The sequence below is a fragment of the Stenotrophomonas sp. Sm2128 genome (genome assembly GCF_030985535.1).
GTDB lineage: Bacteria > Pseudomonadota > Gammaproteobacteria > Xanthomonadales > Xanthomonadaceae > Stenotrophomonas > Stenotrophomonas maltophilia.
The window spans coordinates 15274-31618 of sequence record NZ_JAPTFQ010000007.1 but is presented as its reverse complement, the minus strand read 5'-3'; the positions used below and the strand labels follow the sequence as shown (position 1 = coordinate 31618).

At 64.1% G+C, this 16345-nt stretch carries 13 protein-coding genes; 6 read left to right on the top strand and 7 right to left on the bottom strand.

Going from position 1 to position 16345, the window contains the following annotated elements:
* Positions 1-5 precede the first annotated feature (5 nt).
* Complete coding sequence (moaA, locus tag O0K41_RS03700; protein ID WP_088437082.1) at positions 6-986, bottom strand: GTP 3',8-cyclase MoaA; 981 nt, start codon at positions 984-986, stop codon at positions 6-8.
* 566 nt (positions 987-1552) lie between these two features.
* Here moaA and O0K41_RS03695 point away from each other — a divergent pair.
* The gene (locus tag O0K41_RS03695; RefSeq protein WP_049451563.1) at positions 1553-1927 is read left to right on the top strand and encodes a hypothetical protein; all 375 of its coding nucleotides are present in this window, start codon (positions 1553-1555) and stop codon (positions 1925-1927) included.
* 45 nt (positions 1928-1972) lie between these two features.
* On the opposite strand, the gene O0K41_RS03690 is transcribed toward O0K41_RS03695, so the two are convergent.
* From O0K41_RS03690 to O0K41_RS03670, 5 genes are all read right to left on the bottom strand, one after another.
* The gene (locus O0K41_RS03690; protein WP_149501565.1) at positions 1973-2257 is read right to left on the bottom strand and encodes a hypothetical protein; all 285 of its coding nucleotides are present in this window, start codon (positions 2255-2257) and stop codon (positions 1973-1975) included.
* A gap of 466 nt (positions 2258-2723) precedes the next feature.
* Positions 2724-3335 (bottom strand): hypothetical protein, encoded by a 612-nt coding sequence (locus tag O0K41_RS03685; protein ID WP_176414823.1) that lies wholly within the window; start codon positions 3333-3335, stop codon positions 2724-2726.
* Positions 3336-3617: 282 nt separating this feature from the next.
* A complete protein-coding gene (locus O0K41_RS03680; protein WP_227833054.1) occupies positions 3618-3830 on the bottom strand; it encodes a hypothetical protein in 213 nt (70 codons plus the stop codon).
* A 2-nt stretch (positions 3831-3832) separates the two neighbouring features.
* Complete coding sequence (locus tag O0K41_RS03675; protein WP_272929263.1) at positions 3833-4495, bottom strand: RHS repeat-associated core domain-containing protein; 663 nt, start codon at positions 4493-4495, stop codon at positions 3833-3835.
* Between the two features lie 475 nt (positions 4496-4970).
* Positions 4971-9686: an RHS repeat-associated core domain-containing protein gene (locus O0K41_RS03670; RefSeq protein ID WP_164221987.1), complete on the bottom strand. Its 4716-nt coding sequence runs from the start codon at positions 9684-9686 to the stop codon at positions 4971-4973.
* Positions 9687-10042: 356 nt separating this feature from the next.
* Here O0K41_RS03670 and O0K41_RS03665 point away from each other — a divergent pair, with 356 nt between their 5' ends.
* Positions 10043-10864: an alpha/beta hydrolase gene (locus O0K41_RS03665; RefSeq protein WP_164221988.1), complete on the top strand. Its 822-nt coding sequence runs from the start codon at positions 10043-10045 to the stop codon at positions 10862-10864.
* Between the two features lie 35 nt (positions 10865-10899).
* Here O0K41_RS03665 and O0K41_RS03660 read toward each other — a convergent pair whose 3' ends face one another.
* The gene (locus O0K41_RS03660) at positions 10900-11694 is read right to left on the bottom strand and encodes a helix-turn-helix transcriptional regulator (RefSeq protein ID WP_049451571.1); all 795 of its coding nucleotides are present in this window, start codon (positions 11692-11694) and stop codon (positions 10900-10902) included.
* A gap of 79 nt (positions 11695-11773) precedes the next feature.
* Between O0K41_RS03660 and O0K41_RS03655 the strand changes: the two genes are divergently transcribed.
* From O0K41_RS03655 to O0K41_RS03640, 4 genes are read left to right on the top strand one after another with little or no spacing between them, the layout of a single operon-like run.
* Positions 11774-13735, top strand: a complete 1962-nt coding sequence (locus O0K41_RS03655) for an FUSC family protein (protein WP_237398851.1) — start codon at positions 11774-11776, stop codon at positions 13733-13735.
* 4 nt (positions 13736-13739) lie between these two features.
* A complete protein-coding gene (locus O0K41_RS03650; RefSeq protein ID WP_108269738.1) occupies positions 13740-13949 on the top strand; it encodes a DUF1656 domain-containing protein in 210 nt (69 codons plus the stop codon).
* A gap of 1 nt (position 13950) precedes the next feature.
* Entirely contained in the window at positions 13951-14835 is an 885-nt protein-coding gene (locus tag O0K41_RS03645; protein ID WP_053451689.1) for a biotin/lipoyl-binding protein, read from the top strand.
* Entirely contained in the window at positions 14832-16268 is a 1437-nt protein-coding gene (locus O0K41_RS03640) for an efflux transporter outer membrane subunit (RefSeq protein ID WP_099604959.1), read from the top strand. The genes O0K41_RS03645 and O0K41_RS03640 overlap by 4 nt, the downstream gene beginning before the upstream one ends.
* Positions 16269-16345: the final 77 nt, after the last annotated feature.

Below are 16345 nucleotides of genomic sequence, written 5' to 3'. Positions count from 1 at the left end.
GTTGCTCATCCTCCGATGGAGGCCAGGTGCGGGGTCAGCCCGGTCTGGCCCTGGTGCAGTCCATGCCCGGCCGCTTTCAGGCCAAGCTGGGCGGTGATGCGTGCCAGCAGCGCGTCATGGTCCTCGTCGCGCTGCAGCAGCGGGCGCAGCGGCACGCCGAACTCGCCGAACAGGCACAGCCGCAGGTCGCCCTTGGCGGTCACCCGCAGGCGGTTGCAGCCCTTGCAGAAGTCACGCGAATACGGGGCAATGATGCCGATGCTGCCGCGATGGTCGGGGTGGCCGAACTCGCGCGCCGGGCCGGCGTCGGCGGCGCGCGGCCGCTCGTGCCAGCCAGCGGCCAGCAACTGCTCGATCACCCGATCGGCGCGCAGGTGATGGCGCTGGAAGTAGGTTTCGTTGTCGCCGGTGCGCATCAGTTCAATGAAGCGCACGCTGAAGGGGCGGTCACGCAGGTAGTCCATCCACCGCGGCAGCTCGTCGTCGTTCAGGCCACGCAGCAGCACCGCATTGAGCTTGATCGCTGGCAGGCCCAACGCCTGCGCCAGCGCCAGGCCCTGCTGGATCTCCGGCAGGCGGTCGTGCCCGGTGATGGTCTTGAAGCGTTCGCGCTGCAGGCTGTCCATGCTCACGTTCAGCGCGGTCAGGCCGGCCCGGTGCCAGCCCGGCAGGCGCCGGGGAAGCAGCGTACCGTTGGTGGTGATGGCCACCTTGCGGATGCCCGGCACCGCCGCCACGGTGGCGATGATCTCGTCCAGATCCTTGCGCAGGCTGGGCTCGCCGCCGGTCAGGCGGATCTTGCTCATGCCCAGCGCGGCGAACGCACGCACCAGACGGGCAATCTCGTCCACCTGCAGGAAGCGCGGGCGGCCATCGGCCTGGTAGCCGTCGGGCAGGCAGTAGCTGCAACGGAAGTTGCAGGCCTCGGTAAGCGACAAGCGCAGGTACGGAAAGCTGCGTCCGAAGCTGTCGGTGAGTTGGCTCATGGCTGTTCCGCCTCCTGGTACCACCCTGCAGCCCTGCCCCTGAACGGGTTGTCGACCCCAGCCCGCAGAGTGCGCTGGGGCGTTGAAAGCGTCAACCCGTGAGCCACGCAGCCTGAATTGGCGCCGCCTGTCGTGATAGGCCCTCCCCGCCCGGCCCGTTCGCCGTGACAACCTCGACACCTGTCGCAGATTGCACGTTGCGGGCGGATCACTACGCCAGCCAGCACTGGCGCGGCTTAACAGCGTAGGACAATGTCAAATGCGTCTCCAATCGAGTGATGTTTGCAACTCTTCTGATTGGCATTGCACAGCGCCAGGGGCTCAGATGGCGTGCCACCTAAAAAGGGTGGCCGGGCTTCGAACACCCGAGTTGATGTTGATGTATGCGCTTGCCAGCCGGCGCCACCTTAGCGTGGCGCCGGCTGGCAATCCGTCTGCCGGCTATGGCGGACGGTGCGTGGGGGCCTTCGGGCCCGCCGGACTGACATCAACCCGGTGTTCGAACCACGTACCGTCCGCCACTTTTATGGGTGGCGGCTACCGATTGCCCTGCACGGAGCCTTGCCATGAACGAATCGGACTTCCCCCATCTGCACGCCTACCGCAGCACCGCCGGCGACGACGGTTCGCCTCCGGCTGCGCCAACAGAGGACAGGAACACCTTCATTGCCAATCTCCACCGCATCGGCTCCGGTGCGGCGGCCGATGGACAGCCCTGGCCCGAGCGGCATCAACTGCCCGGCCGCTGCCTGGCCCTGGCCGATGCCGATTGCGCGTTGAGTGGATTGCGGGTGGTGCTGGAAATGCTCTTGGCGGCGGAACGCACCCGGCAGAACGGCGACCCCGGGCAGTACGTGGGCGACCGGGTGATGGAGGGGTTGGTCATGGCCTGCCAGTCGTTGTGCGCGCAGGCGGTGGGGCGGTTGCAGCCCGAAGGGTGAACGCGATGCACAACGCCCTTCAGCTTGGATCGCTTTCAGCAGGCGTCAGTGCTCGCTGAAAGCGCTCCTCAGATCGACGCCGATGATCGGCGAGAAGTCCACCTTCCACAGCTCCAGCTCGAAGAGCTGATCGTGATTGTCCAGGCACAGGGTGACTCTCACCGGCACGCCGTCGGCATCGGCAAGCATCGCCGTGGCAATGTCGCTTCCGAAGACCTGGGTCGTGCTGGACAGGAACACCACGCCCCCGAATCCGACGACTTCCACGTTCTCCACCTGGACGCTGGTGGTGTTGCCCGCTGCGTCATGGCTGCGTACCTCGCCATCCACCGCAGCCAAGCGATGGCTGGTTGGGGGAAAGGTGTAGCTGGCGGTGCCTGCCGAAGTCGTCAGCGGGGTGCGATGACCGCTGGAGTCACAATTCTCAAGGCCCCTCCTCGAAGAGAGGGCTGAGAAGGCACGCTACTCTTGTGATCTACCAGCCAAATGCTGCTTTCTCCTCAAGGCAACCAGAAAGAAGGCTGCCGCAGCCAGGAACGCGCCACACGCATCCCAGATTCGGTCAAGCCACAGCATCAAGGCCGAAAGTGCTAGCCAAATCCCAGAAAATGTAAGAAGCCCCCCGCGTGTCAGTTTCATAGGGCTCACTGCAGAGTTTGAATTCCAGCCATAGCGCAGACTATAGCTGCTCCAACCTCATAGCTCGCCAGCGCTCCTCCTCCCACTGTTGCAACACCGGCAACAAAGGGCACTTCAACAAACAATATCAGAACGGATGCACTAGACACCGGCAAAGTCAACCATGTCGGAGGCTGAACGTAAGACATGCATGACTTGAAGTACTTGCCATATGTCTTTTGATGAATGGACGCATCAGAACCATTATCGTCTTCGCACAATCCCAGAGAATCGGACTGTGAAATAGGATTCCCACCAACATACGCAAAGCTTGCAATCCCCCAAAGTAGTCCAATGCGATCACTCTGCGAATACAGCCCCACTGCAGGGACGTATTCCGCTGATAGTTGTAGAACAACCCACTCGCATCCGTCGCCTGCTGGCCCGGGAAGCGCAACGCAAGCTCGAACGCCACACCATCCCCATCCGGATCGGCACTCGGAATCTGGTTGCCGAACACTTCGCTCTTGTTGCTCCAATCCCAGATCGCGACATCACGCACCGGGTCGCTGCAGGTAAACGATCTGCTGCCAGAGCGTGTATTCCCTGCTGCGTTGGGGCTGCGCCCAGCGAGACAATTCGCTACCGTCCGCTGCCCCAGGAGCTGCCGCCGACCAATCGAGCCGTCTGAACAGACCACGTCTCCAGAAGATGCTGCGATTCCCGGTTCACCACCATTCTTCAGTACAGAATGAATCGCATCTAATCTATTTTTAATAACATTGGACATTGGCAACTTAAAGCCCCTCACGCATTCCGCGAAAAAAACTCTATCCACTTCCGCACTTGCAATCCTCTGACCTAGAGATAAAGGTCCATAAGTAGATAGCAGACGGCGCAGGGTCTATCGCAAACCCAAAGATCACATCTCGCGTATACAAGGCAATCAAGAAATTTCCAACGGCCCGCATTCCGCTTTTCTCGGCGTCCTTTTTCAAACATCGCAGATCAAACGCTCTCATGCTATGCCACGGACCTTCCTGGAGGGCTGAGGAGCTCCCTGTTTCATGTCTCACACATTGAGAATCCGCCGGATCACCGGAGAGTCGATCAGCAGGTTCTCGCCGAGCGCTCTCGCAAGATCCTGCAACTCGGCAGACCATCCCTCAACCTGCGGAAGCGCCACCCTGGTGAACAAGGTCCTCTTCCCATCTGCCCCCACCCGAAAAACAACCAATTCCTTTGCATCTTCATCAACACAGACGAGATGGTCATACGTATTCATTGTCAATTGCTCCATGTATTCAATGGCGGAATAGGGCTTCCGCTAAGACACGCAGCATATCTCTGCGTCGCCGACGCATGACAGACCGCACCGGCTCTTGCGCCACGCACCCTGGTGATTCCATTGCAGGTATCCGTGTCAGTCCGTAGCAGGGCCTCACAATCTTCTCCCTCCTCGTCCGAACACATCGCCTGACCGGCGATATTGCCCAGAAACCCGCCGACCACCGAACCTGCGGCACCGCCGAGAGCACTCCCGCCAGCCGCGCCGCCGATGGCGCAGACTGCTGCCCCTGGGCCTGATGGACTGCAAGCCGCCGCGCCGCTGATGCCTCCCACAGCGCCTCCTCCGTAGTAGCCCGCCGCACCGCCGCAAACCGCACCTCCAGCGATGTAGGCCGCGACACACGCTCTCTTCTTTGCCAGCCCCTTCGGATCGGTAGCAATGGTTGGATTCGAATCGACATAAGCGTAAGCGCTGATGCCCCCCTTCAATCCAATAGCATCACTCTGCGAGTACCGCCCCACCGCCGGGTCGTACTCGCGCTGATAGTTGTAGAACAACCCACTCGCATCCGTGGCCTGCTGGCCCGGGAAGCGCAGCGCCAGCTCGACTGCCACACCATCCCCGTCCGGGTCGGCACTCGGAATCTGGTTGCCAAACACTTCGCTCTTTCTGCTACGCGCCCAAACCGGGACATCGGGACCGAGCGATTGCCACGCGCGGTCCACCCGGATGACATCAAGTGAGCGCGACTTCGCCTTAGCTGACCTATTGCGCAGGCGCGCTGGCCCGATGCGTGAGCATCAGAGCGCCGACATCAAGGGAGGTCCGTACTGACGGAAACAGAGCCGTCTTCCCTCAGCCAGACGTTCACGTAGGTATCTGGGGGAGGTATCCGATTGATTGACGCCCCTGCGGGAAGGATCTCCCAGCTGGTGATCGAGCCGCAAACTGTTTTATGGATCAACCTGCGACTGTCCAACCCCCGTCTGGCCAGTTCCGTAACAACCACTTCGGGAGGCTGGCGATCAAAGCCTTTGTAGGCAGTGCAACTCTTTCCCGTCTGACCCATGGGGTACGTTGAACTCTCAACCTCATCCCGGCACCCCAGCTGGCCCAGAACGAGCGAGAGGATGGCTAGTATCCGAATGCATCGCATTGCCTGTTGCTCCTTTCCTTTACTGCCCTGCTGTAGGCCTTGTCTACTGCGGCGCCTCCGAGTCCTCCATCGCGCAGCCGAGTTGCACAGATCATCTGCTCTTGATATGCACGACACTCAAGCTCATTGGCCAGCTGCCGATGCTCGATCCCACCATATTCCCAGTCCTTTGGGAATGGGCTTGCACCTTTAGGCCTACCCACGCAGGCATTAGGAACCCTCTTTTCCAATAACGCCTTATGGTTTCGCTCATGCATAACGGTGCATATCTTGTCGCAGCCTGAATTGCAGACACTGACCAGAAATCCTCCATTGCCATCACAAGTCACCATTCCCAGCTGTCCGCCGCACGTACTTGTATCGAACACGGGCTCAAGCCCAAGTGGGTCAGCCGCAAGAAGCGGAGAGGCATTCGAATACCCGTACGCGGAAATGCCGCCGGACAAGCCTATGGGATCCGCTTGCGTATAGCGTCCGGTCGCAGCGTCGTACTCGCGCTGGTAGTTGTAGAACAGCCCACTCGCGTCCGTCGCCTGCTGGCCCGGGAATCGCAGCGCCAGCTCGAGCGCCACACCATCCCCATCCGGGTCGGCACTCGGAATCTGGTTGCCGAACACCTCGCTCTTGTTGCTCCACTCCCAGATCGCGACATTCCGTACCGGATCGATCACCACGCGCGGTGTGCCCAGATGATCCGGCTGCACGTAGGCCAGCTCCGGCACGCCGGTAGCCGGCACATTAATCAGCGCCACCGGGTAGTTGTCCAGCCAGATGGCCTGCTGCTGCGCCTGGCCCGTGGCCGAGTAGTTGCCCAGCCACTGCCCTACCTCGTCATACAGGGTGATCTGCGCTGCGCCACCGGCCGGGGTGCGCAACACGCGCTCGCCACGATGGTTGTAGGCGTAGCTTTCCAGCACCGCATTGCCCTGCTTCACCGCATTCATGCGGTTGGCGTCGTTGTAGGTGAAGGTCTTGCTGCCGATGCTGGTGGTATTGCCCGCTGCGTCATGGGTGCGCGTTTCGCCATCCACCGCAGTCAGGCGATGGCTGGTTGCGGGGTAGGTGTAGCTGGCGGTGCCTGCCGACGTGGTCAGCGCGGTGCGATTGCCGGTGGCGTCGTAGGCATAGGTTTCAATCGGCGTGCCGGTCGCGCCGTCCTGGGTCTGGGTCAGGCGGCCCAGCGTGTCGTAGGCGTACTTGGCCAGCACCGTCGAACCTGCGCCGTTCTTCAGCTCGGTGATCGAACCGACCGGGTCATAGCTATATCCCAGTGACAGGCCACCTGCGGCCGGGTCGTGTACCGCCTGCGGGCGGTAATCCAGATCCAACGGACGCTGCAGCTGGCGGCCGTTGCCATAGGTCCAGCCCGTCGCCGGGCCGAAGGCCGCGTAGGTCACGTTGTTCACCACGATCTGGCGCGCCTGGCCGGGGCGGGTCAGACCGATCTGGCTGATGCGCCCTTGGGTATCGCGCACGTAGTCGGCCACGCTTCCGTCGGGGTAGGTCAACGCGCTCAGGCGACCCGACTTGCTGTAGGCGTAGCGCAGCGTGCTGGCGACACCATTGACGGTCTGCACCTTGCGGGTGACCTGGCCAAAGCGGTCATGGCAGTACTGGGTGCTGCCATTGGCGTGCAGCACCTGCCCCACGCGCCCCTTGGCAAAGCGCTCGTCGGCGGTACACGCGGCAGGTGCCACGTCGTAGCTGTAGCCCACGTCCAGATTGGGGTCCGGGTAGGCGATGCCGATCAGGCGGTTGAGTGCATCGTAGTGATAGGTGGCGGTGATGCCGCGTGCATCGGTGGCCGTCTTGCGGTTGCCGGCGGCGTCCACGGTGAAGCTGCTGGCGCCACTGTCCGGGCTGACCTGCCCGGTCAGATCACCGAGCCCGTTGTAGGCATAGGTCGTATGCAGGCCTTTCGGGTCGGTGACCTGGGTGACCTGGTCCAGCGCGTTGTACTGGCTGCGGATCTCCGCCGCCACGCCGCCGGCATCCTGCAGGGTCTGCGCCAATCGGTTGAGCGGGTCGTACTGCTGGCTGGTCACGCGCTGCAGGGCGTCGGTGATCGTCTGGGGGTTGCCGTTGGCATCGTAGGCAAAGCCGGTAGCATGATTGCCGGCGTCCTTCAGCGCGGTCAGCTGACCGAGCGTGTTGAACGTCCGTGCCAGGGTACGGCGCAGGGTACCGCCTGCATCGAGCGTCTCTTCCTTGAGGCGATTGCCGGCATTGTCCAGCGTGTAGTGAATCGTGTTGCCCGCGTTGTCCTCGATATCGGTCAAGCGCAGCGCCGCATCGTAGACATAGGAAACGCTGCTGCCGTCGGGCTCGGTGATCTGTTGCACCTGGCCGGTCGGCCAGTAGCTGATCTGGGTGACCCGATTCTCGGCAGTGGTCGCGCCGCGCACGGTGATGGAGGTCGGCCAGCCGCGGGGATGGTAGGTGTAATCAGTCACCACGCCGTTGGCGTCCTTGACCGACAACGGCCGCCCGAACGCGTCGTAGGCCGAGGTCTCGACCGTCTGGCCCAGCGCATTGGTCACGCTGCGCAGGTCGCCCTTGCGATAAGTGCAGGCACCTCCGGTCGCGCACCCTGCATCATCCGCCGAGTAATAGGCATAGGTAACGTCATCGGCCACATCCGTGCGCGGGCCATCCACACTCTTCAGCAGCCCCTCCACCGGGCAGCTGCCTGCCGCTGCCACATCAGCGGCTTCGCAGTACGTGTAGCTGGTGATGCGCGTCTGACCGGACGCGGTGTCGGTCACCGTGTTGGTTGTCGGCTGACGCCGGGTATTGAAGGACGTTCGGGTTTCACGATTGCCGATGCGGGTGGTCAGTACCGCATTGGTTTCGACTTCGCGCGCGGTGGTCACCACCCGCTGTTCGGGCAGGCCGACCGCTTCGGTCACGGTATGGATGCTGACGGCACGACCGCTCACCGGATCGGTGCCCTGCGCATAGGTGTGCTTGGTCTGGATGCCGCGGCGATCGGTGTAGGTATCCAGGCGCCGGCGGAAGTCGACACTCTGGTCGTAGTAGGTCCGGCTGACGGTTCCCTGCGAATCACTCAGGCCGGTTACCTTGCGCGACGGCGCGGTGTCGCCGCCGGGTGTCAGGGTGTAGTCGGTCTGCCGCCCAAGCGCGTCGGTCACGACTGCACCGCCGTTGGGGCTGTAGGCCAGTGTCACACCATCGGCACCGCCGGCATGCTGACTGGAGATCACACGGCCGATGGAATCGTAGGTAAAGGTGCTGTAGCGGCGACCGTCCTCGGCGGTGATACCCGTCAGGTGCTGGGGGAAAGCCTGGTTCTCGTAGTGATACGTGCGCACACCGCCACCCGCATAGGTCACCGTGGCGACCTGGTTCTGCGGCGTATAGGTATAGGTGGCGAGCGCAATGCCTTCGACCAGCACCGAACTGATCAGCGCCTCATAGTCGTTGGACTGGTAGACGAACTCCAGTGTGCGGCCACTGCTGTGGGTGACGGCCGCAAGGCGGTCGCTGTCATCGTAGATGTAGGTCAGCGACGTGCCATCCGGGAAGCGCTTGGCGGTCAGACGCCCGTCCGCGCCGAAGATCGAGATGGAACCCGCCGAGTACAGTGTCCAGTTGCCGTTCTGGACCAGACGATCGCCACTGTCGTCGTCCGCCTCATAGGCCTGGCCGATCTTCTTGAACGCCCGCTGGAAACCGGTGCTTTCAATGATGCCAACACTGTCAACACCATCCAGTGCCAGGTGGGCGCCCAGCGAATGGGTCCAGCCATAGCCGAAGCCACCGGATGAAGTAGAAATACCGGAGTGATAGAAGCGCGTCAGTGCGATCCAGCCCAGATCAAAGTCCTGCGCGATCTCATACTTCTCGCCCGTTTTAACATCACATGGGTTGCCGACATTGCCGTCGCAGGTACCGCCGTTGGAGGCCGGGTCCTTGTCGGGAATCGGACTCATGTTCGCCGCTGTATCGTTGCGGGGCATGGGGCAGCTACCGTTGCCGCCGTCCTTGTCGCACTTCTGCGACTTCGAGGCGATGGTCGCAACGAATTCCTCGTTGACGCAGGCGTTGTGCTTGTTGGACCACTGCGTGAAGGGGATCGGGCAGTTCAAGCGTCGCATGCGAGCAAGCCCTGTCGTTCCTGCGTCGAAGGGCACGCACGGAGACTCCGCCGAATTGCTGCCCAGCATGCCGGTGACCCGGTACTCCCTGACCTCCGAAATTCCGTCCATCCCTGGAGCAGTTGGGCCCCATTCTCCTTCCGGCACAGCAGTTTCCCCAGGACACTGGGGATTGATGTCCTGCAAGTCTGCAATGAGCGCTTCCAGCACTTCCTCTTCGGACAGGAAGCCACCATCACCCGCGCCGTAGTAGGTCCAGTCAGGGTCGGATGGCTGCGTCTTTCCCATCCAGTAGGTAATCGACGTGTTTCCGTTCAAGTCCACGACTTTCGACTTGATCTTGTCGACGTACTGCCAGCCGAACTGGAACTCCGGCGGGAAGGGGCTGGGCGCCGGCAGGTTCTTGATGGCGGCCACCGCCGCCTGCTGGGTCTTGTACTGGGTCGCATCGCCACCGGGCTGCGAAATACGCCAGGTGATCTTGCTTTCCTGCGCCTGTACAACAGCCGGCGCAATGCAGCCAACGGCAACGATCGCCAGCACGGCACACAAAATGGTCTTCAGTCGTTCCAACATCCCTGTTCTCCTTCCTGGACGAACACAGCGCCGGCGGGAACGAGAACGCGGAGCTGTGCCCCGCGTCATGCTTCGGATCGTCCCTGGTCCGGAATGCGGCAGTGCCAAATGCCGCCTTTATCGTTGAGGACGCTTGCACGTTCAAGTGTGGAGCCGCGTAACCGATCACAGATTCAAGCATCCAACGCCATTCAGCGGTCTACGCCCCGTCCCCATGACTTCCTGCACAGGGAGTCGGTGTTATACCTCACTACATTACCAGCACGACCTGTCGCGAGGTCGGCAGGCTGCGGCGCTCCGCTGCAGACCTGACCCATCGGAAGGGCTGGCACGCGTCACGGCCCAGGGGAATGGCAATGAAGAGCAGCCGAGTGACGTTGTGGGTGCTGGCCGCGATGATGGTCGCTGCAGGCACCGCCCACGCAGGGGAAATCCAGGTGGATCGCGGCGCCTACGCACTGCAGGCCGAAGAGACCGGGTCCGGCCCGATCACCGTGGTCTTTGAATCCGGTTTCGGGCAGGGCGCGGGCGCCTGGAAGGAGGTGGTTGCGGGTCTGGGGCGCGACTATCACAGCATCACCTACGCCCGTGCAGGACTCGGCAAGTCCGGTAGCGACGGTCACCCCAAGCGCATCGATGGGCATCTGGCCGACCTCACGGCCGTGATCGATACCCTCGCACCCGGTCGCCGCGTTGTGCTGGTGGGTCATTCCTATGGCGGCCTGCTGGCCACGGAGTTTGCACGCCGCCATCCGGAGCGCCTGCAGGGCCTGGTGCTGGTGGACCCGGCCACGATGGGACAGCGCCATGCGTTCAAGCAGGCCGACAGTGCACGCGTGCAGGCAGACGATGCCCAACTGCGGGCAATGCTGCCGCCGGCCATGGCCGCCGACTACGCCGTGCTGACCGAACAGCTGGATGCACCCGGTGCGGAGACTCCGCGCACGATGCCCGACGTGCCGGTTGCGCTGCTGACTGCAACCCAGCTGGCTGCCGAACCGCTGTTCTTCGAGGAAACCGCAGCGGGCAAGGCGCTCTGGAAGGCGCAGCACGCCCTGCTCTTCTCAGGGTTCACGCGCGGTACGCATCGCTACCTGGCGACCGGGCATACCCTCCAGCGCGAGGATCCTGCTGCGGTGGTGGCCGCGATTCAATCGGTCTCCGGCACCTCGAAGTAGCCATTCCAGGCAACGGCTTCCCCCGTTGTTCCCCGCTACTGCCCGCGCAGGCGAACCGCGAAGTACCGCGCCGGGGAAAGGCCAAGCGCTTTCTTGAACATCGTGATGAAGGCCGTCACCGACTCATAGCCCAGCGTCTCGGAAACGCGTTGTACGGGTGCACCGGCGGCGAGTTCCCGAATGGCGATGAGCAGGTGCAGTTGCTGCCGCCAGCGCCCGAAGGACAGTCCCGTTTCCCGTTCGATGAGGCGGGTCAACGTGCGCTCGCCCAGGGCCAGGCGCACGGCCCACTGGCCGATGGTGCTGCGGTCTGCCGGATCCGCCGACAGCGCCGCAGCCAGCACACGCACCTTCGGGTGATGGCTGACCGGCAGCGACAGATGCTCAGCCGGCATCTGTACCAGCTCGTCCAGCAACACCCGCGCCAGCCGGTCGGTGTGGCTGCCATGCGGGTAGTCCAGCGGCGCGTCGGCCAGGTGCAGGATCATCTCGCGCAGCATCGGCGAGATGGCCAGCGTTACGCACTGCGCCGGCAGGTCGACGATGCCGGGCTCGACGAACAGGTAGCACAGGCGCGCGTTGGCGGTGGCGCGGTTGCTGTGCGGCATGCCGCCCGGAATCCAGACGCCACACTGGGGCGGCACGATCCACAGCGCATTGGCCACTTCGCAGGTCACCGCCCCATGCAGCGCAAGAATGAGCTGACCCTTTCGATGCTCATGCACCGGAATTTCCGCGTCGTGCTCGGCCACCTGCAGGCGGCTGGCAACCGCCGGGCGATCGGTCTCGTCCGGGTCCAGGTCAAAGCCTGGGAGCGAAATGCGAGCCATTCTCACATTGACCAATTTTAGCGATTGGTTGTCATTGTAGCGAAATTCGCCATGCCGGCCGATCACTAGCATGAGCCGCATGCACTCCCCCAGCCCGCTCCGCCCCCATGTGCTCCAGGCATTTGCACGGTTCAAAAGCCCTACCCTCAGGACCGACCAGGAGGCGGTGCTATTCTCGCTCAAATGCCTGCTCGCCGCATCGCTTGGGCTGTATGTCTCTCTACGGATCGGCTTGAACCGCCCGTTCTGGGTGATCGGCACGGTCTATCTGGTGTCGCAAACGTTGTCCGGCGCAACGCTCAGCCGAGGTCTGTTCCGCCTGCTCGGTACCGTCGGCGGGGCCATCGCCACCGTCGCGCTGGTGCCCCGTTTCGCCAATGCGCCCCTGGTGCTGAGCGCCGCGCTCGCCACCTGGATGGCGCTGTGCCTGTACCTGGCGATGCTCGACCGCACGCCACGTGCCTATGCGTTCCTGCTGGCCGGCTATACCACCAGCCTGATCGGGTTTCCTGCGGTGATGGTGCCGGGAGACGTGTTCACCATTGCCATCACGCGGGTGCAGGAAATCGCCATCGGCATCCTGGCCGCCACGCTGGTACATGGGTTGGTGCTGCCGCGTCGGGTCTCGATGCGCGTGCACGCACGGGTTGCTGCCGTGCTGGAAGATGCGGAACGATGGACACGGGACATGCGCGCCGGTGCATCGGACGCGGTACTGGCGACGGACCGCTCGAAAGTGGCCGCCGACCTGCTTGAGCTGCATGTGCTGTCGATCCACCTGCCCTTCGACAGCGCCCACGGCGTGGCCCAGGTGCAGATCCTGCGTGCCCTGCATGACCGGATGCTGGACGTACTGATGCTGTCCAGCGCGGTGGAAGATTCCATCGCACGGCTGCGCTCACCACAGGCCAGCGCGATGGATTCGCCTGGCTGGCGCGAGCTGATACAGACCGGCCTCGCCGCGCAACAGGCCGAGCTCGACCTCGCCCACGCCGACTGCCGCGTGCTGCAGGCGCAACTGCACACTGCCCGGCCCGACTGGCGCCGGCATGTACCTGCCCGCCTTGCGCGACGTGCGCACGGTGCGGTACTTCACCGGGACCATCGACTTGCCCTGCGTAGCGCGCTGGGCGCGTTCGTCGGTATCCTGCTGAGCGGCGTTCTGTGGATCGTTACCGGCTGGTCGGAGGGCGCCACGGCGGTGTCCATCATCGGCACGGCGTGCGTGCTGTTCGGCACGATCGAAGCGCCTGCGCCGCATGTCATGCGCTATCTGGTGGGGTCGTCGATCGGCGTTGCCGTCGGCCTGCTCTACGGCCTGCTGATCTTCCCCGCGTTGTCCGATATCACCGGCCTGATTGCCGCGCTCGCGCCGGTGCTGCTGCTGTGCGGATCGTTCCTGGCCCGGCCACCCTTCATCATGGCCGCCCTGGGCGTGGTGCTGACGTTTCCGCTCATCGCCGGCCTGGGCGCGACCAATACGGTCAACATCGTCGGCGCACTCAACAACAGCGTTGCGTTGTTCGTGGGTACGACGGTGGCACTGTGCAGCATGCAGCTGTTCCAGACCGCCGATGCGGGCCGCAACCGCGCTCGGCTGGAGCGTTCGATCCGTCGGGACATCGCACGCCACGCCGCCGGTCAAGGTGATGTGACCCGGGCCTGGCTCAGCCGCATGCTGGATCGAATCGGGCTGCTCGCTCCCAGGTTGCAAGGCCGTTCCAGCGCCGCACACGACCTGCGGGCATTGTTTGCGGACGTGCGTGCGGCACGTGCATCCAGCCAACTCCGCGCGCTGGAAAAGCGGCTGCACAACCCGCAGGTTCGGACGCTTCATGCGGCGCTGGTCGAACGCATCGCTGCACATTTCGGGGTTCGCGCCCCCTCGGCACGCAGTGTCGACATCCATCTTCTGGAACTGCTGGACCGCATGCGCGAGGCAGCTGCGGCCAGCAGCGGGGCTGATCAGAGGCATCTGTCGCACCTGCTCTGCGGATTGCGCCGCGACCTGCTGGCGCCTGCTCTCACTCATCGGCACTGACCTCATGCTTTCTGATCTTTCCATTGATGGCGTGCTGATCCCCGGCCTGCTCGCCGTGGCCGCCGTCGCGCTGGTGCTGTCGATGCTGACCTCACGCCTGCTCGCCAGCCTCGGCCTGTACCGGTTGTTCGCCGCGCGGCCCTTGGTGGGCCTGTCCCTGTTCCTGATCCTGGCGGAGCTGATGATCCGGCTCTCGCCCCTGCTCGAGAAATGAAATGAAACACCTGCTTGCCGTCATCGGGCGCTGGAGCGCTACGCTGGTTGTATTCGCGATTGCTGTCGTCGCCGCACTGTCCATCTGGAAGCGTTACGAAATGCGCCCGTGGACGCGTGATGGACGGGTGCGCGCCGATGTGGTGCGCGTTGCGTCGGACATGGGGGGACTGGTCACCCAGGTGCTGGTGCACGACAACCAGCGGGTCAGCGCCGGACAGCTGCTGCTGGTGCTGGATCAGCCACGCCTGGCTGCCGCGCTTGAGAAGGCCGATGCAGCGGTCAGCAGCGCTCGCGCCACGCTGGCGCTGGCCCGCCGCGAATCGACACGGGACAACGCACTTGGCAACCTGGTCGCCTCGGAGACACGCGAACGCAATGCCGCCAAGGTCGATACCGAGTTGGCAGCGCTGGCGCAGGCACGGGCCGAACAGCGCGTCGCCCAGCTCAACGTGCAACGCACCGAGGTGCGCGCAACCACCGACGGCATCGTCACCAACCTGGACCTGCACGCGGGCGACTACCTGCAACCCGGTGCGCAGGCACTGGCGCTGATCGACACCCGCAGCCTGCGTATCGAGGGCTACTTCGAGGAAACCAAACTGGCCTGCATCACCGAGGGCGATGCCGCGGTGGCGCGGCTGATGGGCGACACCCGCGATGTCCGCGGACACGTTGACAGCATCGCCGCTGGCATTGCCGACGATCAGCGCTCAAGCACTCACAACCTGCTGCCGGCCGTGGCGCCGACCTATACCTGGGTGAGGCTGGCACAGCGCATCCCGGTACGCATCCGTATCGATGATGCGCCGCCTGATACGCGCCTGATCGTGGGTCGCACCGCAAATGTGACCATCACGCCATCGGCAGCGGGAGCCTGCAAGTGAGCGTGCGGACAGTACGTGGCGGGCTGCTTGCCCTGCTGCTGCCGATGACGGCCTGCGTGTCCGGCCCCGACTATCACCTGCCGGCGAGCGCTGTCGCAGCCTCCCCACGGGCGGCGCGGGCGTTCGTCTCGGGCCAGAAGGCATCGTTCAGCCACGACGCGCCACCGGATCGGTGGTGGCAACTGTATGGCGACCCTCAGCTTGACGCCTACGTACGCGAAGCACTGGCGGCCAATACCGACCTGCGCGCCGCCGATGCCAACCTTCGGCGCGCCAGCGCAACCGTGCTGGAGTACCGTGCGCGCGGTGCCGTGCAAGGGGACGTGGATGCATCGGGCACCCTCACCCATGCCGGTGGCTACACCCAGGCGTCGGCCGCGCCGCAGTCGTACGCGCTGGGCCTCCACCTCTCCTATCCGCTGGATCTCGTAGGTGGCATCCGCCGCGGCATCGAAGCCGCCAACGCGGACGCGGAGGCGGTTGCTGCGGCACGCGACCAGGTCCGCGTGGTCGTCGCTGCGGCCGTCACCCGTGCCTATCTCCAGGTGTGCACAAGCAATCACACGCTCACTGCAACCCGGCAAGTGCTGGCAATACAGCGCGCCACGCTGGAGGCAACCCGACGGCTGGCTGCAGGTGGGCGCGGAACGGACTTCGATGTCAGCCGTGCCGGTGCCGCCGTCAACCGCAGCGCGGCGGGGATACCGCGCCTGCTGGCCGAACGCCAGGCCGCACTGTTCGAACTGGCCGCATTGATGGGCAGGCTCCCGGCAGACTATCCCAGGGAGGCCGAAGCATGCCCGCAGCCCCCTGAGCTGCAGCAAGCATTGCCGATCGGTGACGGCTGGCAGCTGCTCCAGCGGCGCCCTGACATACGCGCAGCCGAACGCAGGCTGGCCGCCGCAACTGCAATGATCGGCGCTGAGACGGCGGGTCTCTATCCGCAGATCACCCTGGGCGCCTCTTCGGGCGTGGCCGGCACACCGGCGCATCTGCTGTCGGCTGACGGCTTCGGTGCGAGCATCGGCCCCGTGCTGTCATGGCACTGGCCCAACCGCCGCGCGGCCAAGGCCCGCATCGCAGCGGCCGGTGCCAATGCAGATTCAGTTCTCGCGTCCTTTGACGGCATCGTGCTGCAGGCATTGCGCCAGACCGAGACCGCGCTTTCTGCCTGCACACAGGAGCTCGAACGCGAGCACAGCCTGGCGCAGGCGCGGATGGACGCAGCGCGGGCCGCCGGGCAGGCACAGCAACTCTACCGTTTCGGCAGGATCGATTTTCTCGACGTGCTTTCGGCCCAGGCCGCGCTGGCAGATGCGGAGTCCGCATTGGCTGCATCGCGCGCGGAGCGCATTGACCGGCAAATGGATCTTTTTCTGTCGTTGGGCGGAGGCTGGGCCGCAACGGACTCGGCCCCGGGCGCGGTCCAATGATCCGCTGCCTGGCGGCGACTGCAGGCCGCGCCGTCTGTTCAGAAAAGCACCGCCTACACCCGCATTCATTCACATGG

What these genes read in the sequence shown, in the direction of transcription:
- O0K41_RS03680 (WP_227833054.1), bottom strand. Translation starts at nt 3,830, where the DNA reads ATGAATACGTATGACCATCTCGTCTGTGTTGATGAAGATGCAAAGGAA.
- O0K41_RS03655 (WP_237398851.1), top strand. Translation starts at nt 11,774, where the DNA reads ATGCACTCCCCCAGCCCGCTCCGCCCCCATGTGCTCCAGGCATTTGCA.
- moaA (WP_088437082.1), bottom strand. Translation starts at nt 986, where the DNA reads ATGAGCCAACTCACCGACAGCTTCGGACGCAGCTTTCCGTACCTGCGC.
- O0K41_RS03650 (WP_108269738.1), top strand. Translation starts at nt 13,740, where the DNA reads ATGCTTTCTGATCTTTCCATTGATGGCGTGCTGATCCCCGGCCTGCTC.
- O0K41_RS03695 (WP_049451563.1), top strand. Translation starts at nt 1,553, where the DNA reads ATGAACGAATCGGACTTCCCCCATCTGCACGCCTACCGCAGCACCGCC.
- O0K41_RS03645 (WP_053451689.1), top strand. Translation starts at nt 13,951, where the DNA reads ATGAAACACCTGCTTGCCGTCATCGGGCGCTGGAGCGCTACGCTGGTT.
- O0K41_RS03660 (WP_049451571.1), bottom strand. Translation starts at nt 11,694, where the DNA reads ATGGCTCGCATTTCGCTCCCAGGCTTTGACCTGGACCCGGACGAGACC.
- O0K41_RS03670 (WP_164221987.1), bottom strand. Translation starts at nt 9,686, where the DNA reads ATGTTGGAACGACTGAAGACCATTTTGTGTGCCGTGCTGGCGATCGTT.
- O0K41_RS03665 (WP_164221988.1), top strand. Translation starts at nt 10,043, where the DNA reads ATGAAGAGCAGCCGAGTGACGTTGTGGGTGCTGGCCGCGATGATGGTC.
- O0K41_RS03685 (WP_176414823.1), bottom strand. Translation starts at nt 3,335, where the DNA reads ATGTCCAATGTTATTAAAAATAGATTAGATGCGATTCATTCTGTACTG.